Annotated in this window: 15 protein-coding genes; 6 read left to right on the top strand and 9 right to left on the bottom strand. The window is 67.3% G+C overall.

Going from position 1 to position 26188, the window contains the following annotated elements; all coding sequences use genetic code 11:
• Nucleotides 1–72 precede the first annotated feature (72 nt).
• Nucleotides 73–1137, bottom strand: a complete 1065-nt coding sequence (locus ACNR9O_RS16775; RefSeq protein ID WP_473700660.1) for a LacI family DNA-binding transcriptional regulator — start codon at nt 1135–1137, stop codon at nt 73–75.
• A 194-nt stretch (nt 1138–1331) separates the two neighbouring features.
• Here ACNR9O_RS16775 and ACNR9O_RS16770 point away from each other — a divergent pair, with 194 nt between their 5' ends.
• The 4 genes from ACNR9O_RS16770 (at nt 1332) to ACNR9O_RS16755 (ending at nt 7645) form a co-directional block, all read left to right on the top strand.
• Complete coding sequence (locus ACNR9O_RS16770) at nt 1332–3671, top strand: GH92 family glycosyl hydrolase (protein WP_473686767.1); 2340 nt, start codon at nt 1332–1334, stop codon at nt 3669–3671.
• 130 nt (nt 3672–3801) lie between these two features.
• Nucleotides 3802–5598 (top strand): sensor histidine kinase, encoded by a 1797-nt coding sequence (locus tag ACNR9O_RS16765; RefSeq protein WP_473700805.1) that lies wholly within the window; start codon nt 3802–3804, stop codon nt 5596–5598.
• Nucleotides 5595–6035 (top strand): response regulator, encoded by a 441-nt coding sequence (locus tag ACNR9O_RS16760; RefSeq protein WP_473686771.1) that lies wholly within the window; start codon nt 5595–5597, stop codon nt 6033–6035. Before ACNR9O_RS16765 ends, ACNR9O_RS16760 begins: the two co-directional genes overlap by 4 nt.
• A 29-nt stretch (nt 6036–6064) precedes the next feature.
• Nucleotides 6065–7645: a sensor histidine kinase gene (locus ACNR9O_RS16755; RefSeq protein WP_473686773.1), complete on the top strand. Its 1581-nt coding sequence runs from the start codon at nt 6065–6067 to the stop codon at nt 7643–7645.
• A 175-nt stretch (nt 7646–7820) separates the two neighbouring features.
• Here ACNR9O_RS16755 and ACNR9O_RS16750 read toward each other — a convergent pair whose 3' ends face one another.
• From ACNR9O_RS16750 to pgmB, 7 genes are all read right to left on the bottom strand, one after another.
• Nucleotides 7821–9227: a sigma-54-dependent transcriptional regulator gene (locus ACNR9O_RS16750; protein ID WP_473686775.1), complete on the bottom strand. Its 1407-nt coding sequence runs from the start codon at nt 9225–9227 to the stop codon at nt 7821–7823.
• A gap of 100 nt (nt 9228–9327) precedes the next feature.
• Nucleotides 9328–10398 carry an alpha/beta hydrolase gene (locus ACNR9O_RS16745; protein ID WP_473686777.1) on the bottom strand — a complete coding sequence of 357 codons (1071 nt, stop codon included), beginning with the start codon at nt 10396–10398 and terminating at the stop codon, nt 9328–9330.
• Nucleotides 10399–10451: 53 nt separating this feature from the next.
• The gene (locus ACNR9O_RS16740; RefSeq protein ID WP_473686779.1) at nt 10452–12149 is read right to left on the bottom strand and encodes a trehalase family glycosidase; all 1698 of its coding nucleotides are present in this window, start codon (nt 12147–12149) and stop codon (nt 10452–10454) included.
• Between the two features lie 153 nt (nt 12150–12302).
• Nucleotides 12303–14564, bottom strand: a complete 2262-nt coding sequence (locus ACNR9O_RS16735; RefSeq protein WP_473686781.1) for a glycosyl hydrolase family 95 catalytic domain-containing protein — start codon at nt 14562–14564, stop codon at nt 12303–12305.
• 52 nt (nt 14565–14616) lie between these two features.
• Nucleotides 14617–15867, bottom strand: a complete 1251-nt coding sequence (locus tag ACNR9O_RS16730) for an MFS transporter (protein WP_473700804.1) — start codon at nt 15865–15867, stop codon at nt 14617–14619.
• A 115-nt stretch (nt 15868–15982) separates the two neighbouring features.
• A complete protein-coding gene (locus ACNR9O_RS16725; protein ID WP_473686786.1) occupies nt 15983–18538 on the bottom strand; it encodes a TonB-dependent receptor in 2556 nt (851 codons plus the stop codon).
• Between the two features lie 33 nt (nt 18539–18571).
• On the bottom strand, nt 18572–21673 hold the full coding sequence (pgmB, locus tag ACNR9O_RS16720) for a beta-phosphoglucomutase (protein ID WP_473686788.1): 3102 nt from the start codon (nt 21671–21673) through the stop codon (nt 18572–18574).
• Between the two features lie 373 nt (nt 21674–22046).
• On the opposite strand from pgmB, the gene ACNR9O_RS16715 reads away from it, so the two are divergent.
• Complete coding sequence (locus tag ACNR9O_RS16715; protein WP_473686790.1) at nt 22047–23006, top strand: LacI family DNA-binding transcriptional regulator; 960 nt, start codon at nt 22047–22049, stop codon at nt 23004–23006.
• An 18-nt stretch (nt 23007–23024) separates the two neighbouring features.
• On the opposite strand, the gene ACNR9O_RS16710 is transcribed toward ACNR9O_RS16715, so the two are convergent.
• Nucleotides 23025–24677, bottom strand: a complete 1653-nt coding sequence (locus tag ACNR9O_RS16710; RefSeq protein ID WP_473686792.1) for a sensor histidine kinase — start codon at nt 24675–24677, stop codon at nt 23025–23027.
• Between the two features lie 338 nt (nt 24678–25015).
• On the opposite strand from ACNR9O_RS16710, the gene sucC reads away from it, so the two are divergent.
• Complete coding sequence (gene sucC, locus ACNR9O_RS16705; protein ID WP_473686794.1) at nt 25016–26179, top strand: ADP-forming succinate--CoA ligase subunit beta; 1164 nt, start codon at nt 25016–25018, stop codon at nt 26177–26179.
• Nucleotides 26180–26188 lie beyond the last annotated feature (9 nt).

Here is a 26188-nt window from a genome sequence, read left to right as displayed (position 1 = left end):
GCCCCAGGGAGCGATCCTTTCGGTGAGGCGGGCGGTGACGCGAAGGCCATGCGGGTGAGTCCTCGGTGGATGTCAGGTATGCGGCGCGCCGCTGCTTTCGCGCACCATCAGGGTCACCGGGGCGACCGTGGTGGTGGCTTCGGCTTGCGGCTTGCGCAGGCGGGCGAGCAGCAGTTGCGCGGCCTGGCGGCCGCGCGCGCGCGGATCGGTGGCGAGCGTGGTCAAGGGCGGCGTGCTGAAGGCCGCCTCGGCCACGTCGTCGAAACCGGTGAGGGCGAAATCGCGTCCGGGCTGGATGCCGCGCTGGTTGAGGCCCAGCATCAGGCCCAGCGCAACCGCGTCGTTGTAGCAGACCGCCGCGGTGGGCGCGGGCTTGGCCGCGAACAGGTCGCCGCAGGCGCGCGCGGCGTCCATGCGGGTCGGCATCGTTTCCACGCGCCAGCGCGGCGCAATGGGCAGGCCCGCCGCGTTCATCGCATCCACGTAGCCGGCATGGCGCTGGCGGCACGAGCTGGAGTCGCCATGGCCGCCGTAGAACGCGATGCGCTTGTGTCCCTGCGCGATCAGATGCTCGGTGGCCAGGCGCGCGCCGCGCTGGTTGTCCAGCATCAGGCGGTCCCAGTGCGCGTACTCGGGCAGGTTGCCGCCGAGCTCGCGGTTGAACAGCAGCACCGGCGTCTGCGCGCCGACCGCGGCGAGCACACGTTCCGCATCGCTGCCTTCGGCGGGCGACAGGATGATGCCGCCGGGGCCATGCTCGATCAGCGAGGTGAGCACTGCGTGCTCGCGCTCCGTCGATTCGCCGGTGCTGCCGAGCAGGGTGACGAAGCCAGCCTCGCCTAGCGTTTCGTCCACGCCCGCCGCGAATTCGGCGAAGAACGGATTGGCCAGTTCGTTGAGCACCAGCGCGATGCTCGACGAGGTGCGCCGGCGCAAGTTCGCCGCGGCGCGGTTGTAGACGTAGCCCTGCTTGCGCAGTTCCTCTTCTACGCGCGCCCGGGTGTGCTTGTTCACCAGCGGGCTGCCGCGCAGAACGAGGGACACGGTGGCGCGCGACACGCCACAACCGGCGGCGATGTCGTTGAGGGTGATCTTGCGGCGGATCGAAGTGGAACTTTCCATGGCGCTCGCGGACATTAGAACGATCCAAAAGTAGTCGATTCGCCAAGGATAGTGATCTCGCAGTGCAGCATGCACCGGCCGTAAGTCCAGTGTTAGCTTGCCGAGTTTGGAACGATCCAAACGGGCCGGCGCCGCCGGCTGGGGAAATCATCGACCGGCCAGCTCCGACTGGCCGGTCCAACAAGCCGATCCGAGTGGGGGAAATGCCGATGTCGAAGTTCCGGTCCCGTTCCTTTGCGCCGGCCGCGCTGGCGGCGGCCCTGTTCCTCGCCGCCGGCGCCGGCCAGGCTGCAAGCGCCGGCCACGCCGCGGAGGTCGACCCGCGCATCGGCACCGGCGGCGACGGCCATACGTTCCCTGGCGCCACCGTCCCGTTCGGCATGATCCAGCTCTCCCCCGATACGGCGATGCCGGATTTCAAGCACGCCTATAAATGGGCGGCCGGCTACCAGTATGGCGACGACAGCCTGCTCGGCTTCTCGCACACCCATTTCTCCGGTTCGGGCCATTCGGACCTCGGCGACGTGCTGGTGATGCCGATCGCCGGCGAGGTGAAGCTGGAGCAGGGCGACCCGGCCAAGCCGGGCAGCGGCTACCGTTCGCGCTTCAGCCATGCCAGCGAGAAGGCCGAGGCCGGTTATTACGCCGTCACCCTCAGCGATTACGGGGTCCGCGCCGAGCTTACGGCCGGCCGCCGCGTGGGCTGGCATCGCTATACCTTCCCGGCCGGCAAGCCGGCGCACCTGCTGCTCGACCTGCGCCCGAGCATCTACGACTACCCGGGCAAGGTGCTGTGGTCGCATCTGCGTGTGCGCGATGACGGCGCGGTGACCGGCTGCCGCACCACACGCGGCTGGGCGCCGGGCCGCGAGCTGTGCTTCGCCATGCGCTTCTCGCAGCCCCTGTCCGCGCGCCACCTGCTCAACCGCGAGACCGACGTGACCTACAAGGGCTTCAAAGGCCCCGGCTACCAGGCCGACGACCAGGACGCGCAGCAGGGCCGCGCGCTGGTCGGCGTGTTCGACTTCGGTGCGCTGAAGCAGCCGCTGGGGGTGAAGGTCGCCATTTCCTCCGTCAGCGAGGCCAATGCGCTGGCCAATCTCGACGCCGAAGGGCAGGGCTGGGATTTCGACGCCCGCCGCACCGAGGCGCGCGCCGCTTGGGACAAGGCGCTGGCGGTGATCGATGTCGACGCCCCCAAGACCGCGCTCGCCAGCTTCTATACCTCGCTGTACCACGCCATGTTGTCGCCGACGCTGAGCATGGACGTCAACGGCGACTATCGCGGCCCGGACAACGCGGTGCATCGCGCGCAGGGCTTCGAGTTTCACTCCACCTGGTCGCTGTGGGACGTGTACCGCGCGCAGCAGCCGCTGATGGTGCTGCTGCAGCCGCGGCGCAGCGTGGATTTCGTGCGTTCGCTGATCGCCGCGCGCGAGGCCAGCCCGTTCGGCATCCTGCCGGTATGGGCGTACCAGGGCCTGGAGACGTGGTGCATGATCGGCTACCACGCCGTGCCGGTGATCGCCGACGCCTACGTCAAGGGCATCCGCGGCTTCGATGCCGACGCGGGGCTCAAGGCCATGGTGGCCAGCGCCACCTATGCGCCCTACGGCGGCCTCGGCGACTACATGAAGCTCGGCTACGTGCCGATCGACAAAGAGCCGGAAGGCGCCTCCAAGACGCTCGAATACGCCTACGACGACTGGACCATCGCGCAGATGGCCAAGGCGATGGGCCGCGACGATGTCGCCGCCACGTTCGACAAGCGCGCCGGTTTCTGGCGCAACGCCTACGACGCGAAGACCGGCTTCATGCGCGCGCGCAAGACCGACGGCACGTTCCGCGAACCGTTCGACCCGTCCGCCGCCGGCTACGGCACCGACTACACCGAAGGCAATGCCTGGCAGTACTCCTGGTACGTGCCGCAGGACGTGGCGGGGCTGGTCACCGCGATGGGCGGCGACAAGGCTTTCGTGGACAAGCTCGACAGCGTGTTCGACGCCAAGGTCGATCCCAAGCAGTTCGCCCACGTGGAAGACATCACCGGCCTGATCGGCTGGTACGCCCACGGCAACGAACCCAGCCATCACCTGGCCTACCTGTATGCCTACGCCGGCGCGCCCTGGCAGACCCAGAAGCGCCTCAAGCAGATCATGGACAGCCAGTACGCGCCTCGCCCGGACGGGCTGGCGGGCAATGACGACCTGGGCCAGATGTCGGCGTGGTACGTATTCACCGCGCTGGGCTTCTATCCGGTGGCGCCGGGTAGCGACCAGTACGTGATTGGCCGCCCGTTCGTGAAGAAGGCCAGCCTGCACCTGCAGGACGGCAAGACCTTCACGGTCAGTGCCGCGCCGCTGGACGATGCGCATCCTTACGTGGGCGAAGTCACCCTCAACGGCAAGCCGCTGGATCGGGTGTATCTGCGCCACGGCGAGATCCTGGCCGGGGGCGAGCTGCATTTCCGCATGCAGGCGGAGCCGAACCGGAACTGGGGCCAGGCCGCTGCCGCGCGGCCCGTGTCGATGAGCGCCTATAGCCCCTGAGGCAAAAGCGCGCAGAGCGCAGCGGCACCGGATTACGTGACGGTGCCGCTGGCGGGCATGAGACGATTCTGCAACCATCGCGCGCATGCCGCCTTCGCCGTGGAAACTCACGCCGGTCACTCGTCCCCGGATGCGGGACCGCGTTGCCTTGCGCTGGCGCCTGGGCGGCCTGCTGTTCGCCGTACTGGTGATCGTGGCCTTGCCCTACATGGTGACGCGCAGCGGCTCGCGCGATGCGCTCGACGCCAATGGCCGGGTCACCCATTCCTCCGAGGTGAAGTCGCTCACCTATCGCATCGCCTACGTCACCCGTGACGGCGAGGCGGCGTTATATCGGCTGCTCGACGGCGACGACAACCCGCAGGTGCGCCTGCGCGCCACCCGCGCCACCAAGGAGATTCCCGGGCTGCTCGCGCAGCTGCGCGATATGACCCGGGACAATGCCGACCAGCAGGCACGCATCGGCGCCCTTGGCAGCATGGTGAGCGGGCGCCTGGCGCTGCTCGATCAGGCCATGCTGCGTTACCGACAGGGCGACGTGCGCGGCGCCAATGACGCGCTGCGCGACTCCGGCACGCTGTTCAAGATGGACGACCTGATCGACGGCATCGTGCAGAGCGAGGACGACACCCTGCTCGCGCGCCGCGGGCAGGCGCGCGAAGCGTCCAGCAACAGCAGCCTCGCCCTGAGCATCACCGCCGCGGCGCAGGTGCTGCTGCTGGCGATCGTGGTGATCGTTTCCGAGCGGCAGATCAGCCGCCGTCTGCAGGCCGAGGAGCGCGAAGGGCAGGCGGTGCAGCGCTCGCAGCTGATCGTGCAGGCCGTACGCGAACCGATTGCCCTGCTCGACAGCAAGTTGTGCACGCTGCTGGTCAACGCGGCCTTCGGCGAGCTGTACGGCATACCGCCATCCAACCGCCACTCGCTGCCGTTGGCGGAGATCGGCGACGGCGCCTGGCGCGACAGCGCGCTGCTGCAGCGCCTCAACGACGTGCTGCTGCTCGATCGCGAGCTGTGGGACTACGAACTGATCCAGCGCACCGTGGATGGCGTGGATCGCCATGTGGTGATCAACGCCCGCCGGCTGCAGCAGGATGACGGCGGCGACCCGGTGCTGCTGCTGACGGTGAGCGACGTCACCGCGCGTGCCCTGGTCGAACAGCAGGTCAAGGAGCTGAACCGGCAGCTGGAAGGCAAGGTGGCGCAGGTGTCCGATGTCAACCGCGAGCTGGAGGCTTTCAGCTACTCGGTCTCGCACGATCTGCGCGCGCCGCTGCGCCACATCGCCGGCTTCGCCAGCAAGCTGGAACAGCACCTGGGCGATGACGCCGACGACAAGAGCCGCCATTACATCGACGTGATCAGCGACGCGGCGCGGCGCATGGCTCAGTTGATCGACGATCTGCTGGTGTTCTCGCGGCTGGGTCGCGGCGCGCTGCGCCTGCAGCCGGTGGACATGCAGTCGCTTGTGGAAGAAGCGCGCGTGCTGGCCGAATCGGAAGTGCACAGCCGGCGCATCGACTGGTCGATCGCGCCGTTGCCCATCGTGATCGGCGACGAGAACATGTTGCGCACCGTATGGCAGAACCTGCTGGGCAACGCGGTGAAGTACACCGGCAAGTGCGACGAGGCGCGCATCTGCGTGGAGATGCAGCGCGGTCCGAACGGCGATTACGAGTTCGTGGTCGCCGACAACGGCGCCGGCTTCGACATGCAGTACGCCGGCAAGCTGTTCGGCGTGTTCCAGCGCCTGCATCGCGCCTCCGAATTCCCTGGCAACGGCATCGGCCTGGCGAATGTGCGGCGCATCGTGCAGCGCCATGGCGGCAAGATCTGGGCCGAGGGCAGCCCCGGCGAGGGTGCGCGCTTCTACTTCACGCTGCCGGCCTCCGACCTGGCCGACGCGCTGGCGCAGGAGCGGCAATGAAACAAGGCACCCTGCGCAGCATTCTCCTGGCCGAGGACAGTCCCGCCGACGCCGAGATGGCGCTGGAAGCGCTGCAAAGCGCCAATCTGGCCAATCCCGTGGTGCATGTCGAAGACGGCGTGGACTGCCTGGATTACCTGCTCCGCCGCGGCGCCTGGGCCGGGCGCTCGCCGGAGGACCCGGCGGTGGTGCTGCTGGATATCAAGATGCCGCGCATGGATGGCCTGGAAGTGCTCACCGCGATGCGTGCCGACGAACATCTGCGGCGCGTGCCGGTGGTGGTGCTGTCTTCTTCGCGCGAAGAGCGCGACCTGGTCCGCAGCTGGGACCTGGGCGTGAACGCCTATGTCATCAAGCCGGTCGATGCGGACCAGTTCTTCGATGCCGTACGCACCCTCGGCCAGTTCTGGGCGGTGCTCAACCACGCGCCCGATTGAGGCCGCGCGCGCCGCGGAATCACGTCACCATGCCAGACAAGCCCAACGCTCCCCTGCCATTGCCGTTCCAGCCGATCCGCGTGCTGCAGATCGAGGACAGCCTGCCCGATGCCGAGCTGGTGATCTCGGAGCTGGAAGCCGACGCGCTCGATTTCGACGTGCGCCTGGTCGATGAGGAGACCGCCTATCTGCGCGAACTGGAAGCCTTCAAGCCGCACATCATCCTGTCCGACCTGAGCATGCCGGGCTTCTCCGGCGAGCGCGCGCTGGAGCTGCTGCGCGATCGCGACCGCGACCTGCCTTTCATCTACGTCTCGGCCACGCTGGGCGAAGAGGCCGCGATCGCCGCGCTGCGCAACGGCGCCACCGACTACATCCTCAAGCAGAACCCCGCGCGCCTGGCCAGTGCGGTGCGCCGCGCGCTGCGCGAGCACGAGGCGCAGAAGGCGCAGCGGCGCGCCGAAGCGGAGCTGATCCGCGCGCAGCGTTTCGAGAGCCTGGCGATGCTGGCCGGCGGCCTCAGCCACGACTTGCGCAACCTGCTGCAGCCGCTGCTGCTGGCAGGCGAAAGCCTGCAGGACTACCAGGACGACCCGCGCCTCGCGCGGCTGGGCAAGCTGGTGCGCGATTGCGGCCGGCGCGGCCTGGACATGGTGCAGTCGATGCTCTCCTTCGCCCGCGGCGCGCGCCGTGCCGAGCAGGTGCGCGTGGGCGCGCTGCTGGATGCGCTCAACCTGCTGTTGCAAGGCAGCGTGCCGCGCAATATCCGGCTCGACATCCGCGTGGACGATCCGGAGCTGAGCTTCTCGGGCAACCACACCGAACTGCAGCAATGCCTGCTCAACCTGTGCCTCAATGCGATCCAGGCCATGCCCGGCGGCGGCGAGCTGAGCATCGAGACGGCGCAGCAGCAGCTGGCGCGTGATTTCTTCCAGGACGGCGAAACGGCGAGCGATTGCCGTTATCTGCGCCTGAGCGTGATCGACACCGGCATCGGCATGGACGAGCAGACGCTGGGCCATCTGTACGAGCCGTTCTACACCACCAAGGAGAGCGGCACCGGCCTGGGCCTGCTGTCGTGCAAGCGCATCGTGGCCAGCCACGGCGGCGTGATGCGCGTGGACAGCGCGCCAGGGAAGGGCACGCATTTCCATCTCTACCTGCCGTTGACCGAGCTGATGGAGGAAGCCGTCGAGGGCGAGGATGACGAGCGTCTGCTCGGCAACGCCGAGCGCGTGCTCGTGGTGGTCGAGGAGGCCGCGCAACTTTCGCTGCTGGTCGACACCCTGGATGCCTGGGGCTACCAGGCGCATGCGAGCCAGAGCGGCACCGCGGCGTTGCAGTGGATCGAGGCGCACGGCGTACCCGATCTGGTGGTGATGGACGCCGACATGAACCTGTTCACCGGCGTACGCACGCTGGCCGCGCTGATCGAACACGGCTACCGCCGCGCGGTGCTGCTGCTGGCGCGTCCCGACGCACCGCCGGATCTGGAGGAAATGCCCGAGGTGGAGCACCTCTATCTGGTGGACAAGCCGGTGGCGACGTTCAAGCTGCTGCGGACGTTGCGCGAGGCGCTGGAAGTGGGGAGAGGCGAAGGCGGAGCCTAGCCTTCAGCTCCCTCTCCGCTCCGGGGAGAGGGTCGGGGTGAGGGGCCGGGCGGAGCGTAGAAGCGGGAAAGGTGGAGCTTGCCTCGCTCCGTGGACGCGCTTTCTCGAGCACCCGCCCCTCATCTGCCTGCCGGCATCTTCTCCCCGGAGGGGAGAAGAGTTCGTTCTTGCAGCTTTAGTCGATCCCGAGCTTCTTCAGCTTGTAGCGCAGCGCGCGGAACGTGATGCCCAGCTTCTTGGCCGCGGCGGTCTTGTTGTATCGGGACTCTTCCAGCGCCTTGATGATCGCGGTGCGCTCGATATTGCTGATGTAGTCGTCCAGGCCGCCGTCGGCGCTCGGAGGCGGCGCGGCGGCGGGTGTCGGAGCGGGCGCGGGAGCATTCGGCGAGAACGCCGGTGCCGGTTCGGCTACGCGCGGCATGCGCTGCGGCAGCATCAAGTCGACCAGGTCGATCTGGTCGCCTTCGCACATCGCCACGGCGCGCTCGAGGATGTTCTCCAGCTCGCGCACGTTGCCGGGGAAGTCGTAGCTTTCCAGCGCCTGCTGTGCACCCGGCAGCAGGCGGCCCGGAGTGCCGCCGCTCTTGGCGGCGAGCTGGCGCAGGATGTAGCCGGCCAGCAGCGGCACGTCGCCGCGGCGCTCGCGCAACGGCGGCACGCGCAGCTCGATCACGTTGATGCGGTAGAACAGGTCCTGGCGGAACTGGCCCTGTTCGACCAGGGCGGCGAGGTTCTTGTGCGTGGCAGAGAGAATGCGCACGTCGACCGGGATCTCCTCGCGTGCGCCGATTGGGCGCACCGCTTTTTCCTGGATCGCGCGCAGCAGTTTCACCTGCATGTGCAGCGGCAGCTCGGCCACTTCGTCCAGGAACAGCGTGCCGCCGTTGGCAGCCTGGAACAGGCCTTCCTTGTCGCTCACCGCACCGGTGAAGCTGCCTTTGCGGTGGCCGAAGAACTCGCTCTCCATCAGTTCCGAGGGAATAGCGCCGCAGTTCACCGGCACGAACGGCCCGGCCGCGCGCGGCCCCTGCTCGTGGATGAGGCGGGCGACCAGCTCCTTGCCTACGCCGGATTCACCGGCGATGTAGACCGGCGCCTGGTTGCGCGCCAGCTTGGTGATGGTCGCGCGCACCTGCTGCATGGCCGGCGAATCGCCGATCAGGCGGTCGCTGGAGCTGAGCGTCTTGGCCGCGCCGCCGCCGGCGCGCTTCTCCTCGGCCAGGCGCAGCGCGGTGCGCACCAGCTGGCGCAGCATCTGGATGTCGACCGGCTTGGAGACGAAATCGAACGCGCCGGCCTTCAGCGCGCTCACCGCGGCGTCGACGTTGCCGTAGGCGGTGATCATCGCCACCGGCATATCGGGGTATTTCGACGCGATCAGCTCGATCACCTCGTGGCCGGTGCCGTCGGGCAGGCGCATGTCGGTGAAGCAGAGGTCGTAGCTGCGCTCTTCCAGGGCGCGGCGCGCGTCCGTGACCGTGCCCACGGCATCGACCTGCAGGTCCATGCGACCCAGGGTGATGGTGAGCAGTTCGCGGATGTCGCGCTCGTCGTCGATGACGAGGACGGTCTGTTGGCTCATGTCGTCAAGCTGGCTTCAGGTCGGAGGCTAGGATACCCGCCGCTTCCCTGAGGGGCAAAGGCCGCCACTTTCCCTGGCGCGGCGGCTTGTGCCCGCGTTTTCAGCGCCCCAGGTGGCGATCGAAGAAGCGCCATATCACCCGATAGGCATCCTTGGATTCCGGCAGCTCCGGATCGGAGAAGAAGGAGTGCCACATGCCCTCCCACAGGCGCAGCTCGGTGTCCACGCCGGCCTGGTCCAGGAGGGTCTGGCTGTGGATTACCGTGCTCATGGCCATGTCGCGGGTACCGGAAATCAGCAGCGTGGGCGGGAACTTCGCCAACAGCGCGGGCGAATTGGCCGGCGTCACCAGCGGGTCGGCCGCGCTGGCGCCCTTGAAGTAAGGCAGGTCCGCCAGCTGCAGCGGCCTGACCGGTATCGCCTTGCCGTTGAGCGGCGCGGCGACGAAGGCCGAGTCACCGCCGAGATCGGCCAGCGCGGCACAGAACATCCCGATCGCGCCGGGCACGGGCAGCTTGTCGTGGATGAGTCGCGCCACCGTCTCGCCGGTGAGCGCGCCGCCGGCCGAGCAGCCGTAGATGCCGATATCGGCCGGCTTGTACTGCTTGAGCAGCTCCTTGTAGACCACGACCACGTCGTCGGTGGCGGCGGGAAAGACGTGCTCGGGCCCTTGCCGGTAATCCACCGTGATCACTTTCACGCGGCCCACCGCGGCGATCGGAATGGCCTCTACCAGGCCGCCGCTGTGCGCTCCCCACAGGAAGGCACCGCCATGCAGGTTGATCAGCACGCGCGAGCGATTGGCCGCGGCGACGCCCTGTGCGGGCAGCACGATGTCGGTGTTCACGCCGGCGATCGTCTCGCTGCGGATCTTCACCGCGTAGAGCTTCTGCATGCGCGCGACGCGATCGCTGTTCATGCGGTCGTAGAAGGCGCGGCTCTGTGCAATCGGGGCGGTCAGCGGGGGCGCCTTGTCGCCTTCGGCGAGCATCTTGGGGAAGAACGCGCGCGCTTCGGGCGAGGCGAACGACGAGTACGGCACGCTGTCGCCGCCGACGCTCACGCGGCCGTCCGGCTTGACGCCGGCCTGCGGCGGTGCAGCCTGTGCGCCGGCTAAGCCAATGCAAAGCAACCATGCGGCGACGGTGGCACGGAAAGGGAACACACGCATGGCATTTCCTCCTGGCGAAAGCGTGGCGGCAGGACGACCCCGCCGCCGGCCGATCACTTCACGGGTTCTGCGGCCGGTGTCTTGCGGGCCGGCTCGGCGGCGTTCTTCTGCAGGATCTCCTGCAGCTTCAGGTACACGCCGTTGGTCCAGCCGAAGCCGATCACGTTGTCGGCATAGCCGGCGCTCACGCGTACGTCGGCATTGCCCTTGGCCATGTTGTATTTCTCGCGGATGGTGCCGTCGTCGGCGAGGCCGCGATCCACGGTGGCGGCGAACTTGCCGGCGAGGCGGCGCGCATCGTCGTGGAAGCCATAGTCGTCCAGGCCCTTGATCGCCAGCCAGTTGGTCGGCGCCCAGCCGAACGGATCGTTCCACTGCACGCCGCTGGGCTGGTTGTCCATGGATAGCCCGCCGCGTCGTTCGAAGATCGCCAGCTTGCCGCGTACCGCGGCGGCCTGCTGCGGCGAGGCGGCGCCGGCCCACAGGGGATAGAACGTATTGATGTAGGGATGGGGCGAGGGCTTGCCGGCGACAAAGTCGTAGTCGCGATACATGCCTTCATCCGGCCGCCACAGGTACTTGTCCATCGCCTGCTTGCGTGCGTCGGCGGCCTGGGTCCAGCGCGTGGCGTCGTCGTTCTTGCCCAGGCGTTTGGCGAAGGCCGCCAGGTCCAGCTCGTAGCGGTAGAGCAGGCTGTTGAGGTCTACCGAGGCGTAGTGGTGAGTCGAGCCGCCGAACGGGCCGAAATGAAAGTTGGTGTCGTAGCCGGATTCGCGCATCGCGCGATCGCCATGGTAGTAGTCGGCGGTGAGGCGATAACCGTCGTACCAGTTGTCCAGGCAGACCTTGGAAGCGCGCACGTCGCAGCTTTCCTGCTTCAGTCGTGCCGCTTCCGCATCGTCGGGCCGTTGCGCGCCTTTCAGCAGATAGCCCGGGTCATCCTTGGGATGGGCGCGCAGCCACTTGATGACTTTCAGATAGAAGTCGTCACTGTTCTGCGCTTCGAGCACCGGGCCATTGCCCAGGTCGTAGTAGCGGGCCAGGCCGGTGTCGCCGGCGCGGTGCTCCTCGCGCGTCCAGATGTCGTGGTCGCGCACGGCCAGCGGATAGGCCTTGGCCAGCCAGGCCTGGCGCGCGGCATCGTCGGCGAAGGCATCGGGGTCGCCGAGCACGGTGCTCATCATTTCGCCGAGGAAGGGCGGCTGCGAACGGCTGAGGTAATAGGTGCGGTTGGCATTGAGCACGCCGCCGTAGTGCTCCACTTCGAACAGCGCGTTGTCGACCATGTCGCGCGCCAGCTTGCCGTGCTGGTCGGCGACCAGGCCGAGCACGATGAAATAGCTGTCCCAGCCATACATCTCGTTGAAGAACCCGCCCGGCACCACGTAGGGATGGGGCAGGTAGAGCAGGCCCTGCGCGGGCAATGTGGTCGCATCGATGTCGCCGAGGCGGGCGATCGTCCGCGGCAGCGGCCGGATCTCCACGCCGCAGCGCTTGCCGGTTTCCCCCAGCGCGGCCGGCACGCTCATCTGCGCGGGCACGTAGATCACCGGATGGGTCGCCATCTTCGGATCGGTCAGCGCGTTGCACTGGTCCTGCGAGCGGGTCAGCGTGGTCCAGGCCTTGTCGATGTAGGCGCGGGTCTTGGCCGGGTCGGGAGTGGCGGCGTAGGACGCGGTCGCGACGGTGAAAGCCAGCGCAAGCGCGGTGGCGCGCCATGGCAGGCGGAGCTGACGGGCGGGACGGTTCATGACGGAGACCTCGCTGCAGGGTGGGGCGGTGGTGGGCGAAGGAGCCTGTCCCAAGCATCCGGTCGCCCGGTGACGCCGATGTGATATGCCGCCTTGCGATCTTCCCTGCGCCGGCGATGGCGGGGCCACGGACCGGCCCCGCCATGGGTTTCGCTAGAGCGCCGTGCGAACGAGCTTCGCCTTGCCGTCGGCGCCTCGCTCGACGGTGATGTCGAACTGCTTGCCGCGGTAATGCACGCGCTTGAGCTTGAGCGAGGTCCACTCCGGCGGCAGCACCGGTGCGTAGGCCTCGCTCAGGCCGTTGTCGTCGATGCGCAGGCCGGTCAGGCCATAGACGAAGCTCTGCACGAAGCCGGCCGAGGTGGAGAGAATGTAGCCAGCGTTGTTGGCCACGGTCTCCGTGCGCACGTTGAACGGCGGCTTGAGGAAGCCGGCAAGGTTGCGGTGGATCCATTCGCCCGCGGTCTTGCCGTCGCCCAGCTCGGCCGCGCCCACGGCGAGCATCACCATCATCATCTCGTTGGGGTCGTCGCCGTGCACCTTCAGTTCGTGCAGCTGGAAGTCGAAGTTGTTGCGGCGTACCTGCGGGGTCATCGGCAGGTCCAGGTTCGGATACATCAGCCAGATCAGCGACGAGCCCATCCAGGTGATCTTGTCGTGCGGCACCGTCTCGTCGAAATCGAGGTGACGCTGGTTCTTCTCGTCGAACGGGATGTACATCTTGGCGACGATGTCGGCCCACTTCGGATCGGGCGTCTCGCCTACCTTCTTGGCCGCTTCCTGCGCGATGCTCAGCGCTTTGCGCGCGGCGGCATTGGTGAAGGAGTCGTTCGGCACGTCGTTGTAGGCCTCGTCCGGCGAGGTGACGTGATGGATCTCGTAGCGGTCGTGCGCCTTGTCGTAGGTGACGCGGCTGGTCCAGAACGCGGCGATTTCGCGGATCACCGGCCAGCCGTACTGCTTCAGCCATGCCTCGTCGCCGGTGACCTGGTAGTACTGCCACTGCGCGATGGCGATATCGGCATTGACGTGGATCTCGCGGTACACGTCGTAGGCGAAGTGCGGCGTGTGATCGACGCCGGTTTCCGGATCGGCCTCCCATGGATACATCGTGCCGCTGACGCCGTACTGCCTGGCGCGGTCGCGCGCTGGCTGCATGGTGCGGTGGCGGAACATCGCGATCGGCTTGGCGCGCTCCGGGTGCAGCAGCAGAAGCGCGGGGAACACCCACGAATCGCTGTCCCAGAACGCATGGCCGGCGTAGCCCGGGGTGAGCGCGCAGGCGCCCATCGCCCAGGCCGTGCCTACGGTGGAGTTGGACAGCAGGTAGTAGAGATCCGAATGCAGCGCTTTCTGCACCGCCGGCTCGCCCTCGACCACGATGTCGGACTTCCACAACTCATGCCAGGCCGCCTGATGCGCGGCGAGCAGCTTGTCGAAACCGGACGCGCGCGCCTGCCTGGCCAGCGCCAGCGTGGCCTTGGCGTCGCCGCCCCAGCCCTGGCGCGACAGCGCCGCGTACTTGGTGAACTCGTAAGTGCGCCCCTTCTGCACGCGGGCGGTGACATTGAGGGAGATGCGGTATGGCGACTTCTCCAGCTTCACGTCTTCGATCTTCAGCCCGGCCGGCAGGCTGACCGCCACGGCTTCGGCCATGTCCAGGCCTTGCTCGGCGTGGCCATTGAGCCAGAGCGTGAGGTCTTTGGTATCGCCATCGACCGCCTGGATGCGCGTGACGCCGTGGTACCACACCGCCGCGCGGTCGGGCGTGGGCACCGGCTTGTTGTTGAGATTCTGGCCGCTGGCGATCACCGCTTCGATCATCTGGTCGCCGCTGAGCTTGGCGATCGGGAAGCGCGGCTGGTGTTCCGACCACAGGCGGATCGGGAAGGTCAGCTGCACGCTGCCGTCGAACTGCGGCGTGATCGACAGTCGCGTGGCGGCCACGTGGTTTGCATCCTGGCTGACGAAGGTGGTGACCTTCACGTCGGTCGCCTTGTTGGCATAGGCGAAGCGGTAGCGCGTGCTGAGCGTGGCGCCGCGCATGTCCAGGGTCTGCGCGTAATCGGTGAAGATCTCCTTGCCCAGGCGGGTCGAGTTGAGCCAGCCGCCGCCGGGGTTGTAGTCGATCTCGCTCCAGCCGGGTACCGCCGCGGGGCGCGCGATGTCGTCCTTGGCGTAGTCCATGAAGGCGACCATGTAGCCCATCGCCGGCTCGGTGCCGCGCGCGGTGGTCATCACCGAGAAATAGCCATTGGCCAGATAGCCCGGAAAGTAGCTGTCGAAGTCCGCCGACGTGCCCGTCAGCATGAAGCTGGGATCGTCATGCGCGGCTTGCGCCAGGGCAGGGCCGGCGACGGCATTGGCGAACAACAGCAGGCCGGCGAGGCCCAGGCGGCGACAGCTGCGTGGCATGACTACTCCCATCATTGGCTCCATCCATTGGTGATTCGGTGCGACACGGGCATTACTCCGGCGCGAGGTCGCTCGGCGCAGGCACTGCCACGCCGGCGCGATCGGCTTCGCGCTTGAAGAAGAACAAGGTCACCAGCACCAGGGTCATCGGCACCAGCGAGAAATAGAAGGCATGGATGCCGCCGAAACTGGCGAACACCACCGCGGTGATGCGCGAGCCCAGCGTGCCGCCCAGCGCAGAGAAGATCACGATCAGGCCGGTCATCGCCGCATGCAGCGGCTTGGGCAGTGAACTCAGCGCCACCGAATTGATCACCGGATAGATCGGCGCCATCAGCAGGCCGATCAGCGGCAGCAGGTAGGCGGCCAGCGGCGCGTCGAACCAGCCGGCGTTCGGATTCGGCGCGGCGTGCCGCGCCAGGGGTAGCACCAGCAGCACCAGGGCACCCATACCCACCACGCACAGGTTGAGCAAGGTGTGCCATGGCATGCGCCGCAGCACCTGGCCCGCGGTGATGCGGCCCAGTGCGGTAGCGCCGGCCAGGATGCTGGCCAGCTGGATGCTCATCGCATTGGGCAGGTGCAGGATTTCGTTGTTGAAGGTCGGCAGCCAGGTGCCAAAACTTTGCTCGATCAGCACGTACAGAAAGGCCGAGAGCAGGAATACATAGACCAGCGGACGCAGCAGCAGGCGGAACATCTCCTTCAGCGAGCCGCCCAGGGTGCTGGTGCGCGCACTGTGCGCGGCCGATTCGTCCAGCCGCGCGCCGGAAAGCAATACGAACACCAGCACGCAGATCGCCGCCAGCGCCCAGTACACGCGGAACCACACGGGATTGGCCGGGTCGCCGTGATCGATGAAGGCGCTGAACAGCCAGCCGCTGAGCAGCACGCCCAGCATGAACAAGCCTTCGATGGTGTTGGTCAGGCGGCCGTGCTCCACGCGATCGCGGGTGAGCAGGCCGATCGAGGAATACACCGAGACCTTGGTCAACGCGAAGGCGACGCCCACGCAGGTAAACAACAGTTCGGTGGTATGGAAAGAGGGATACAGCGGCATCAGCGCGCAGGCGCAACCGACGATGGCCAGCGCGATCAGCATGGCCCGGCGATAGCCGAGCAAGGGCAGGAACGAGGCGACCAGGAACGAGGTGACGGCGATCGGCAGATCCTTGAACAGCTCCAGCAGGCTGGCCTGCGGCTTGTCGATGCCGAAGGTATGGATCGACTGCAGGATCACCGTGCCGACACTGTTGAGCAGGATGGCGAAGACCATGTAGATCAGCGCCAGTGCGGCGATCATGCGGAATCGGTTCACGGCCACCTCGCTTCGGATACGGATAGTACGGCCAAAAAACGGCGATCCGGGCCGTCGCCTGCAAGGGCCCGGACCGCCATGCGGGGAAACGCGTTGCTGCTTAGAACTTGTACTTGGCCTGGAAATTGACCTCGCGGCCCTCCAGCGGACGGGCCAGGATCACGCCACCGGCGCCGGCGGCCGAACCGAAGATGCGCGAATTGCTTTCGGTCAGGCCCAGCTCATTGGTCATGTTGGTGCCCTGCAGGCGCAGCTCCCAGTTTTCTTCCACATTGGCGACCACGCCGAAGTCGATCGTGTGGTAGCTGCCCAGCTGCTGCAGCCCGGACAGATCCTGTGTATGCGGGCCGACATGGGTGTAGGTCACGAAGGCCGTGATATCGCCCCACGGGAACAGGAAGCGGTAGCTTGGCGTGAACATGTAGCGGACCTTCGGCTGGCGCTGCAGCTGCTTGCCGTTGATGAAGGCGCAACCGTTGCCCACCACCTGGTTCTCGTAGGGGATGCAGGCGGAGTAGTGCGAGTAGTGGCCGTCGAGGTAATTGGCCACCACCGCCAGCTTCAGGTTGTCGATCGGCATCACCGCGCCGCTCAGGTTGATGCCCTTCGCGTCGGAGCCGTAGATCAGCGTGGTACCTACCGGCACGCCGGCGGAATTGGTCGGCTGGTACGGCAGGCCGCTGAACTGGCGGTGGTAGACGGTGATGTCGGCGTACAGCAGCTTGGACTGGTACTTGAAGCCGGCCTCGAAGTTCTGGACCTTCTGCAGCGGCGGCGTGTTGCCCGTGGTGTTGCCGCGCAGTGCGTTGTCGAAGTCGCCGAAGTGCACGCCCTTGTTGATGCGTCCGTACACGCTCATGTTGTCGGCTAGCTCGTAGTTCGCGCCGACGGTCCAGGAGGTATGGGTCTTGTCGTACTTGGTGGTGGCGAAGGTGCCGTCGCACACGGAGGTCTTGTTGTCGTACTCGGTGTTGTCGTTGCCATCCAGGTCGACGTCGTGGCGGTTGCACACGTGCAGCGTCGAATTCTGGTTCTCCACGCGGGCCGACACGTCGAACAGCCAGCGGTCGACCTTCCACGTATCGGACAGGTAGAACGCCTTGTTGGTCGACTTGCCGTTCTGCGCGATGTTGTAGGAGCCGTAGTCGAGCAAGCCCTGGTAATCGGTGTAATACCGGGTCTGGCCATCCTTGACGTAGCTGACCTTGATCGGCCGTGCGTTGGGCGTGTTGGTCATCAGCATCTGGTTGCCCAGTGCCCACTTGTCGTCCATCGTGTAGTGCGCCAAGTACAGGCCGGCGGTGAGCGTGTTGCCCTCGAACAGTTCCTTGCTGAGGCGGAAGTCGTTGTTGATGTTCTTGAGCTTCTTGTGGATGAACCACCAGCCCTGGTGGATCACGCTCTGATTCGGATCCACCGCGCCTCCGCCGTTGACGTAGGTCGCCGTCGCCGAGCCCGCCGGCAACCGGAAGCCGCCCAGGTCGGTCGACGTGTTGTAGAGCATGTTGTTGAGCGTGTCCGGATTGGAGCCGGAGAACAGGGCGTTGGTATCCATGTCGCCCTGGTTGATCAGGAACTTGTCGGAGATGCTCCAGCCGCCGCTCAGGTCGTAGTCGAAGTTGCCGCCGAAGAAGCGCATCTTCGCGCCGCGGCCGTTGGCGAGATTGGCGCTGGTGCCGCCGCCGGGATAGCCCGGCAGGTTCACGTGCTGGATTTCCTTGCTGTAGTACGTGTCGGTGAGCGGATCGAAGCCGGGGTAGGCGGAGAAGTTGTCGCTGCCGCGCTGGATCAGCGGGATCGGCGTGATGAACTGGTTGCGATCATTGAGCACGCGGCCCCACAGCATCAGCGAGCCATTCTCCATGGTGTGCGACAGGGTGGCGGTGAACTGGCCGCCCTTGTCCGCGCTGAACTGCGGATCGCGCACGCCATCGGACTTGCGCCAGAAACCGCCCACGCTGCCGAACCAGTCGTCGGCCACCTTGAAGCCGAGGAAGCCATCGGTGCGCCACAGGCCTTCGTTGCCGTAGGTGACGCCGATGCTGCCGGACGGCTTGGCCGTGCCCTGCTTGAGCATGAAGTTGGCGGTAGCGCCGATCTGGCCGTCGCCGAACACCACGGACGGGCCGCCCTGCAGGATTTCGACGCGCTCGACGGTGTCGTCGAGGCGGAACATCGAGGTGGTTTCCATGAACGAGAGCGTCGGCATGCCGTAGAGCGGCGAGCCCATGATCTGCGTGGTGAAGTACGGCGCGTCGCCGCCGCCCGGGAAGCCGGCGATCTCGATGTTGGCGCCGGTCTGGCCGCCGGTGGACTCGGGCCACAGGCCGGGCGAGATCTTCAGCAGGTCCGCCGTGCTCTTGGGGTTGGCCTGCTTGATCGCTTCGGCGTCGGCCGCGGTGATCGAGTAGGCCGCGTCGATCTTGCGGATGCCGCCGATCGTGGGCGTACCGGTGACCACCACTTGTTCGAGCGTCTTGGGCTTGCCCTTGGCGGGCGCGTTCTCCTGGGCTGGTGGCGCGGGCGGCGCCGGCGTCTGCTGGGCGCTGCCCGGCTGGGCCTGCGTACTGTCCTGCGCGTGGGCCGCGCCGAGCGAGAGCGCTCCGGCGATGGCGGCGGCGAGCAACTGTCGAGCGATGATGCCTTTGCGTTGCATGATCAAAACCTCCCCACCCGTGGTATCGGGCTTTTATGTGGTGATATCGCTGGCCGCCTCCCCTGACGCGGCGAACGACGCTTCTTCACTGCTGACAAAATCTTCGATGCGGAACGCGCTCAGTCCTGGCAGCACGGTCTCGGCCTGGGCCAGCGCGGCGGGCTGGCCGATGCCGACGGCGGCCATGCCGGCGGCGTGGATGCTGGCGACGCCCGCGGCGGCGTCCTCGATGCCGAGGCAGGCGGCAGGCGGCACGCCCAGGCCGGCGGCCGCGGCCAGGAAGATTTCCGGATCGGGCTTGGACCGCTGGATGTGGGCCGCGTCCACCACGTAGTCGAACAGGCCGTCGATGCCCAGGCGTTCGAGCAGCAGCGGCGCGTTGCGGCTGGCCGAGGCCAGGCCGACTTTCAGGCCGGCCGCGCGCACTGCCGCGATGGCTTCGCGTGCGCCTGGCAGCAGCTGCTCGGGTCCGAAGCGGCCGATCTGTTCGCGGTAGTAATCGTTCTTGCGCTCGCTCAGGGCGAGCTTTTCCTCGTTGCTGTACGCGCGCGCGGCGCGTTCGAGCAGGATGTCCAGCGAGCCCATGCGGTCCACGCCCTTGAGGCGTTCGCCCATGGCGTTGTCGAAAGGCAGCCCTTCTTCGCCGGCCAGGCGCCGCCACGCGGCGTCGTGCACGACCGCGGTATCGGCGATCACGCCGTCCAGGTCGAAGATCACCGCACGCAACGGCGGTTGCGGCGCGCGGCGGTTGGGAATGGCGTCCGCGCGCGGCAGGTGCAGGGTCTGGCCGGCGCGGATATGTTGTTCGCGGCCGTCGTGGCGGAAGGCGAGCGCTTCGCCGCGCGTCAGCGTATAGGTCACGCCGGCGGCATCGACATCCACGCGCAATTGCGTCGCGCCCCAGCGCAGGCCGAAGCGATAGCTGTTCCATGCGGTCGGCAGGCGCGGCGCCAGCGTGAGCTGGCCATCCACGGCGCGAAAACCGCCGAAGCCCCAGGCCAGTCCGAGCCAGCTGCCGGCCATCGCGGCCATGTGCACGCCGTGCGCGGCGTTGCCGTGCGAGTCGTCCAGGTCCACGCGCAAGGTGTCCTGGAAATAGCGGTACGCCTTGCTGGCCAGGCCCACTTCGGCGGCGATCACGCCGAAGGTGGAGGCCGACAGGGTGGAGTCGTGCACGGTGACGCTTTCGTAGTAATCGAAGTTGCGTCGCTTGGCCGCGCGGTCGATGCCATCGCCGGCCAGCATCAGCGCGAGCAGGGTGTCGGCCTGCTTGCACACCTGGTGACGATAGATGGTCAGCGGATGCAGGCGCAGCAGCAGCGGATGCTTGGCTTCGCCCGGGCGCGTGCCCAGGTGATCGGGCAGGCGCGGGCGGTCCAGGAAGCCGTCGTCCTGCGGGAACACGCCAAGGCGCGGGTCTTCCGGCAGGTACATCGCTTCGGCTGCGCGGCGCCATTGCGCCACTTCGTCCTCGCCCAGGCCGATGCGCGCGCACAGCGCGGCGTACTCGACCGGCGCGGCGCCGGCGAGCCAGACGGCCGTGGCGGCCGCATCGCGCAGGTGCCGCTGCGCCATGCGATTGGTGTAATGGTTGTTGTCGACCAGTGCGGAGTATTCGTCCGGGCCGGTCACCTCATGGATGCAGAAGGCATCGCCGCGCCGCGCATTGAAGTGGCCGATGTCCATCCACACACGCGCGGTCTCGAACAAAATCTCCGCGCCGTGATCGCGCAGGAAATCCGTATCGCCACTGGCGTCGACATAAAGGCGAAGCGCCCAGGCCACCGCGGCATTGATGTGGTACTGCGCCGAGCCGCCGGGGTAGTAGGCCGAGCATTCGTCGCCACTGATGGTGCGCCACGCGAACAGCGCGCCACGCGCGTGATTCAGTTCGCGCGCGTGCAGGCGCGCGCGTTCCAGCGTGCGGTGGCGATACAGCAGCATGCCGCGCGCCAGTTCCGGCGCGAGCGTGGCGAACACCGGCAGGACGAAGGCCTCGGCGTCCCAGAAGTAATGGCCTTCATAGCCTTCGCCGGTGAGGCCCTTGGCGGCGGCGCTGCCATGGCCGTCGCGGCAGCTGGACTGGAACAGGTGGAACAGGTTGAAGCGCAACGCCTGCTCGCTGGCCGGATCGCCGTCGATGGCGAGGTCGGCGGCGTCCCATAGCGGGGCGAGCGCTTCGCGCTGGCCCTGCAACAACGCGGCGTAGCCGAGGCGGGTGGCTTGGTCGAGGATGGCGCGCGTGCGCGCCAGCAGGGTTTCGTCCGGCTCGTCGCCGTGAGGCGGTGTCCAGGCGTAGGCGACGTATTTCTCCAGCGTCACCGCCTGGCCTGGGGCCAGTTCGCCGGTATAGCTCTGCATCACGCCGTGCGGCGCGAGGTTGGCAAGATGGACGTCCAGGCTGCCGTCCTGCGGACGATTGGCCTGCGCGCAGACCATGCGGATGCCGCTGTGGGTGGTGTGCTGCGCGACCCAGGCCAGCTGCTCGTCCGCGGCGGCATCGCTGGTGTGCAGGCCGCCGTCCACGCGCGTACCGATGCGCGGATCGTCGCCCTGTTCGGTCGCGTCGCGCGCGGTGCTGATGGCCGACTCCAGGATGATCGGGCCGGCGTAGTCCACGGAGCGCACGCGGTAGCGCAAAGCCAGCAGGCCGGGTTCGCGCAGGCTGACGATGCGCTCGGCTTCGATCTCCAGAGTGTCGCCCGCCGGCGAGCGCCAGCGCAGGAAGCGGCGGTAACTGCCGTCGCGCAGGTCGAGGCGGCGTTCGAAGGCGAGCCATTCGCCTTCGGTCAGGCGCACCGGAGTATCGCCCAGGCGCAATTGGATGCGAGTGGCGTCGGCGACGGGGATGCGCGTGTCGGTATGCGCGGCGAAACCGGGGAAGCGCTCGTGGTACTCGATCGGCACGCGCTCCCATACGGCCGAGAGGAAGCTGGCCTGGCTGGGGCTGTCGCCTTCCTCCATGCCGCCGCGTACGCCCAGCGCGCCATTGGCCAGGGCGAACAAACTTTCGTCCTGCGCAAAGCCGGCGGGGTCGGTGCCATGGCGCAGCAGGGTCCACGGATCGGGGTGCGCGCCCGCCGGAGGCACAGCTGCGGTGGCCGCGGCGGGCGCGGAGACGTGGTGGTCCAGCATGTTTTCCCCAGCACATAGTGGTTGTTATTCGGCGGGGCAAAGACGGGGCCGGCCGACGTTGCGGGCGAGCTTCGCAGCAAATGATATCGATATCAAGGTATCGATATCATTTGCTGCAGCGCAAAATCATGCGCTCTTGACGAACATTGCTACAGGCTGGCAGGCGGTAAAAAACGAGGGCGCGCAGTTGGCACGGGCCTTCGGTCTTGCGTCCCGTTGGACGCATCGCTCGCAAATCGACACACTGCATGGCGGCCAGGGGAGGGCCCGCCGATTCCGCCGCAGGAGTGGCACTTATGGAGATGGTCGAGGCTTGGCTTTGAGTCGAGGCAAACGAAAGCACCTGCGCGAGGCCGTTTCGGCGAGCCTGACGATGGCCGATCTGGCGAAACTCGCCGGGGTCTCCAAGATCACCGTGTCGCGGGCGCTCAGCGACAGTCCGCTGGTGAATCAGGAAACGCGCGAGCGCATCCAGGAGCTGGCACGCGAACAGGGCTACAAGCTCAACGTCAGCGCGCGCAACCTGCGCCTGCGCCGCAGTCATACGGTGGCGGTGATTGTGGAGATGAAGCCCAGCAGCGATCGCACCATGTTCGATCCTTACCCGCTGATGCTGCTGGGCGGCATCTCGCAGGAGCTGACCGCGGCCGGCTACAGCGTATTGCTGACCACTCGCCAGGGCGCCAGCGCCGCGGCGGTGCAGGCGGCCGACGGCATGATCCTGCTCGGTCAGGGTGTGCGGCAGGATGCGGTGCGCCGCTTCGACAAGCTGGGCCTGCCGATGGTGGTGTGGGGCGCGCAAGGTGAGCACGACAGCCACGTGGTGGTGGGTAGCGACAACCGCCAGGGCGGCAAGGCGGTCGCCGAGCATTTCATCGCGCAGGGGCGGCGCAATCCGGTGTTCGTCGGCAATCCCGGACATCCGGAGATCTTCGAGCGGCTGAGCGGCTTCGTGGATGCGCTGGCCGAGCACGGCGTGAAGCCGCTGCTGATCCGCCGTGACGAATTCACGCTCGCCTCGGGCATGGATGCGGTGCAGTCGCTGGCCGCGCGCAACGTGCCGGTCGATGCGCTGTTCGCGTGCAGCGACCTGCTGGCGATGGGGGCGGTGCGCGCGCTGGAGGCGTTGGGCCGTCGCGTGCCGCGCGACGTCTCGGTGGTGGGCTACGACGACATGCCGCTGGCGGCGAGCTTCCAGCCGCCGCTGAGTTCCGTGCGGCAGGACTGGCAGGAAGGCGGCAGCCTGCTGGCGCGTAAGATGCTGGCGCTGATTCACGACGAACCGGCGCAATCGGAGATGCTGCCGGTGGATCTGGTCGTACGCTCTACGTAAGCGGCAGGAACGCGGCGATCAGGCGATCGCGCTGCCCGCGCCGTCCAGGCCAGGTACGCGTGCCGGCGGCGTAAGCACCAGGCGGAAACAGCTGCCGCCGCCGGCCACGCGCACGTATTCCAGCGAAGACTGATTCGCCTCCGCCATCTGGCGCGCGAGGTACAGGCCCAGGCCCGTGCCGTATTCGTGTGTGGTGTAGAACGGCTCGAAGATCTGTGCGGCCACCTTCGGCGCGATGCCCGGGCCACGGTCGATCACTTCGAGGATCGGCACGCCGTGCTCGCCGTGGCGTGCCACCACCATCACGCGCGCCGGCTCGCCGGGCATGCGCCCATAGCGCAGCGCGTTCTGCACCAGGTTCCATACCACTTGCTGCAGCTGCTGCGGGTCGGCCACCGCCGCTACTGGCTCGCTGCCGTTGCTGATGACGCGCAGGGTGTCGTTGCCCAGGTCGTTGCCCTGGCGGTATTCGTCGACGAAATTCTGCGCCCAGCGGCCCAGGTCCAGCGTTTCCGGGCGCGAGCGCTCGCGCCGGGACAACTGCAGGATGTTCTCGATGATGTCGTTCAGGCGCACGCAGTGGTTGTTGATGATCTCCACCATGCGCTGGTCGGTGGCACCCAGATCGTGCGACTCGGCGAGCAGCTGCGCGGAGTAGCGGATGGCCGCGAGCGGATTGCGGATCTCGTGCGCGATCGAGGCGGACAGGCGACCGAGCGAACTGAGCGTGAGTTCCTCGGCGCGGCGCGATACCAGCGAGGTGTCGTCGAGGAAGATCAGCACCAGCGAGTCGTCGTTCGGCGCGAGGCGGCTGAAGCGCGGGATCACTTCCGGCGTGCCGTCGGCCAGCTGGGTGGCGGTTTCGTCGAGCTTGCCGGAGGTGGTCCAGTGATAGAGGCGGCGCGACAGCTCCGGCGCGACGCGGCCGAGGTCGCGCTGGTCGGCGCTGGGGTTGCCCAGCAGCATCCAGGCCGATTCGTTGATCTGGTGGATGCGGTTGGCATCGTCCACCAGCAGCACACCGGTCTTCATGCGGCGGATGATCAGCTCGTTGACCTGCGCCAGGTTGGCCAGGTCGATGCTGCGCTGTTCGGCGAGCGCCTCGCTGGCGCGTAGCTGTCGGCTCAGCACGTAGCACAGCATGGTGATGGCGAAATAGGCCAGCCCGAACAGGCCGGCCTCGAGCAGCTGGCGATCGGCCGTGGAGGAGTCGCCCTGCGGGTTGAACAGCGAGTTGCCGAGCATGCCCAGCGTGGCCAGCGCGGCGAAGAACAGCGCCAGGCGTAGCGGCAGCAGCAGGGCGCCGGCGGCCAGGTTCACCGCCAGCATCATGGCGATGCCGATCCGCGCGTCCTGCATCGAGCCGATGGCCAGCACCGCGGCGACGATATCCACCACCAGCGAGGCGGAGGTGACCAGCCGGGTCCACGGCATGGTGCGCCGGGTCAGCGCCGCCACCGCGATGGCGAAGGTGAGGAAGGCCAGCGCCACCACCCGCGCCGTGCCGGCGTCGCTCAGGTGCGGCCAGCCCAGCGCAGGGGGGCTGAAGGCCAGGCCGGTGTAGACCAGTGCCTGGGCCAGCCGGAAGTAATTGAGGAAGAACAGCTCGTGGCGCACCGATTCGGTGGCCGCGCGGGAAGGGGCGAAGGCGGGTGGCGCGGTATGGGGCACGGGGCCGGACACTCTGCGTCGAAGGCGGGAACGCGGTCGGCGGGAGTATAGACGCGCACAGGGGCGTTGATGCAGCGGGGTTTTTGTGGCGGACAAGGGCGTCGTCACCGGCTTGTCACGTGGCGGTTGGCGGCCCGGCGCGGCGGCGCCCCTTTCCATCCCGGCCGGGTTCCGCGAAAATACCGGGCCGTATTGCGCGGTTTTCGCCATGTCGAGACATGGCGGCGCACTGCATCCCGGCAGCGCCACCCGAGTGACCGTCGCCGTCCGTCCCCCGAAGCCCATCCGTCCGTGCGGATGCGGCCGCCATGTTTTTCCCCGTTCGCTCGAGGTATCGAATGAATTTCCACGAGTACCAGGCCAAAGAACTGTTCGCGAAGTACGGCATCGCCGTGCCCCCGGGCAAGGTCGCCAACTCTCCCGATGCCGCTGTCGACGCCGCCAAGCACCTTGGTGGCACGCAGTGGATGGTCAAGGCCCAGATTCACGCAGGCGGCCGCGGCAAGGCCGGCGGCGTGAAGTTCTGCAAGAGCCTCGATGATGTCCGTGCCGCCGCCAAGGGCATGCTCGGCACCAACATGGAAACCTACCAGTCCGCCGGCCGCGCGCTGCCGGTGAACCTGGTGCTGGTCACCGACGCCACCAACATCGCCAAGGAGCTGTACCTGTCGATCCTGGTGGACCGCGACACCAAGGCCGTGTCCTTCATCGCCTCCAAGCACGGCGGCGTGGACATCGAGCAGGTCGCCAAGGACACCCCGGAAGACATCCATACCATCGTGGTGGATTTCGTCGAGGGCCTGCAGCCGTACCAGTGCCGCCAGCTCGGCTTCGCGATGGACCTCAACGCCAAGCAGGTCGGCCAGCTGACCAAGATCATGCTGGGCCTGTACAAGCTGTTCAACGAGAAGGACCTGTCCCTGGTCGAGCTCAACCCGCTCGCCATTCTCGAGGACGGCAACCTGGCCGCGCTCGACGGCAAGGTCAACTCCGACGACAACGCCGAGTTCCGCCATCCGGACCTGGCCGCCATGCGCGACCTGACCCAGGAAGACGCGGCCGAGGCGGCTGCCGTGCAGCACAACCTCAACTACGTGACCATGGACGGCACCATCGGCTGCATGGTCAACGGTGCGGGCCTGGCCATGGCCACCATGGACGTGATCAAGCTGGCGGGCGGCGAGCCGGCCAACTTCCTCGACGTCGGCGGCGGCGCCACCAAGGAGCGCGTGACCGAGGCGTTCAAGCTCATCCTCTCCTCCGACAAGGTGAAGGCCATCCTGGTCAACATCTTCGGCGGCATCGTGCGTTGCGACCTGATCGCCGAAGGCATCATCGCGGCCGTGAAGGAAGTGGGTCTGAAGATCCCCGTCGTGGTGCGCCTGCAGGGCACCAACGTGGAGCTGGGCCGCGAACTGCTGGCCAACTCCGGCCTGGCGATCACGCCGGCCGACGATCTCAACGATGCGGCGCAGAAAGCCGTGGCTGCGGCCAAGGCCTGAGGAGCAATT

This window comes from Dyella sp. CR10 (genome assembly GCF_055814425.1).
Note: the sequence above shows the minus strand (reverse complement) of the source record. Positions and strands in the feature narration are given on the sequence as shown.

Coding starts and splice junctions, on each gene's coding strand:
- ACNR9O_RS16775 (WP_473700660.1), bottom strand. CDS start 1,137: ATGTCCGCGAGCGCCATGGAAAGTTCCACTTCGATCCGCCGCAAGATC.
- ACNR9O_RS16770 (WP_473686767.1), top strand. CDS start 1,332: ATGTCGAAGTTCCGGTCCCGTTCCTTTGCGCCGGCCGCGCTGGCGGCG.
- ACNR9O_RS16765 (WP_473700805.1), top strand. CDS start 3,802: ATGCGGGACCGCGTTGCCTTGCGCTGGCGCCTGGGCGGCCTGCTGTTC.
- ACNR9O_RS16760 (WP_473686771.1), top strand. CDS start 5,595: ATGAAACAAGGCACCCTGCGCAGCATTCTCCTGGCCGAGGACAGTCCC.
- ACNR9O_RS16755 (WP_473686773.1), top strand. CDS start 6,065: ATGCCAGACAAGCCCAACGCTCCCCTGCCATTGCCGTTCCAGCCGATC.
- ACNR9O_RS16750 (WP_473686775.1), bottom strand. CDS start 9,227: ATGAGCCAACAGACCGTCCTCGTCATCGACGACGAGCGCGACATCCGC.
- ACNR9O_RS16745 (WP_473686777.1), bottom strand. CDS start 10,398: ATGCGTGTGTTCCCTTTCCGTGCCACCGTCGCCGCATGGTTGCTTTGC.
- ACNR9O_RS16740 (WP_473686779.1), bottom strand. CDS start 12,149: ATGAACCGTCCCGCCCGTCAGCTCCGCCTGCCATGGCGCGCCACCGCG.
- ACNR9O_RS16735 (WP_473686781.1), bottom strand. CDS start 14,564: ATGCCACGCAGCTGTCGCCGCCTGGGCCTCGCCGGCCTGCTGTTGTTC.
- ACNR9O_RS16730 (WP_473700804.1), bottom strand. CDS start 15,867: ATGATCGCCGCACTGGCGCTGATCTACATGGTCTTCGCCATCCTGCTC.
- ACNR9O_RS16725 (WP_473686786.1), bottom strand. CDS start 18,538: ATGCAACGCAAAGGCATCATCGCTCGACAGTTGCTCGCCGCCGCCATC.
- pgmB (WP_473686788.1), bottom strand. CDS start 21,673: ATGCTGGACCACCACGTCTCCGCGCCCGCCGCGGCCACCGCAGCTGTG.
- ACNR9O_RS16715 (WP_473686790.1), top strand. CDS start 22,047: ATGGCCGATCTGGCGAAACTCGCCGGGGTCTCCAAGATCACCGTGTCG.
- sucC (WP_473686794.1), top strand. CDS start 25,016: ATGAATTTCCACGAGTACCAGGCCAAAGAACTGTTCGCGAAGTACGGC.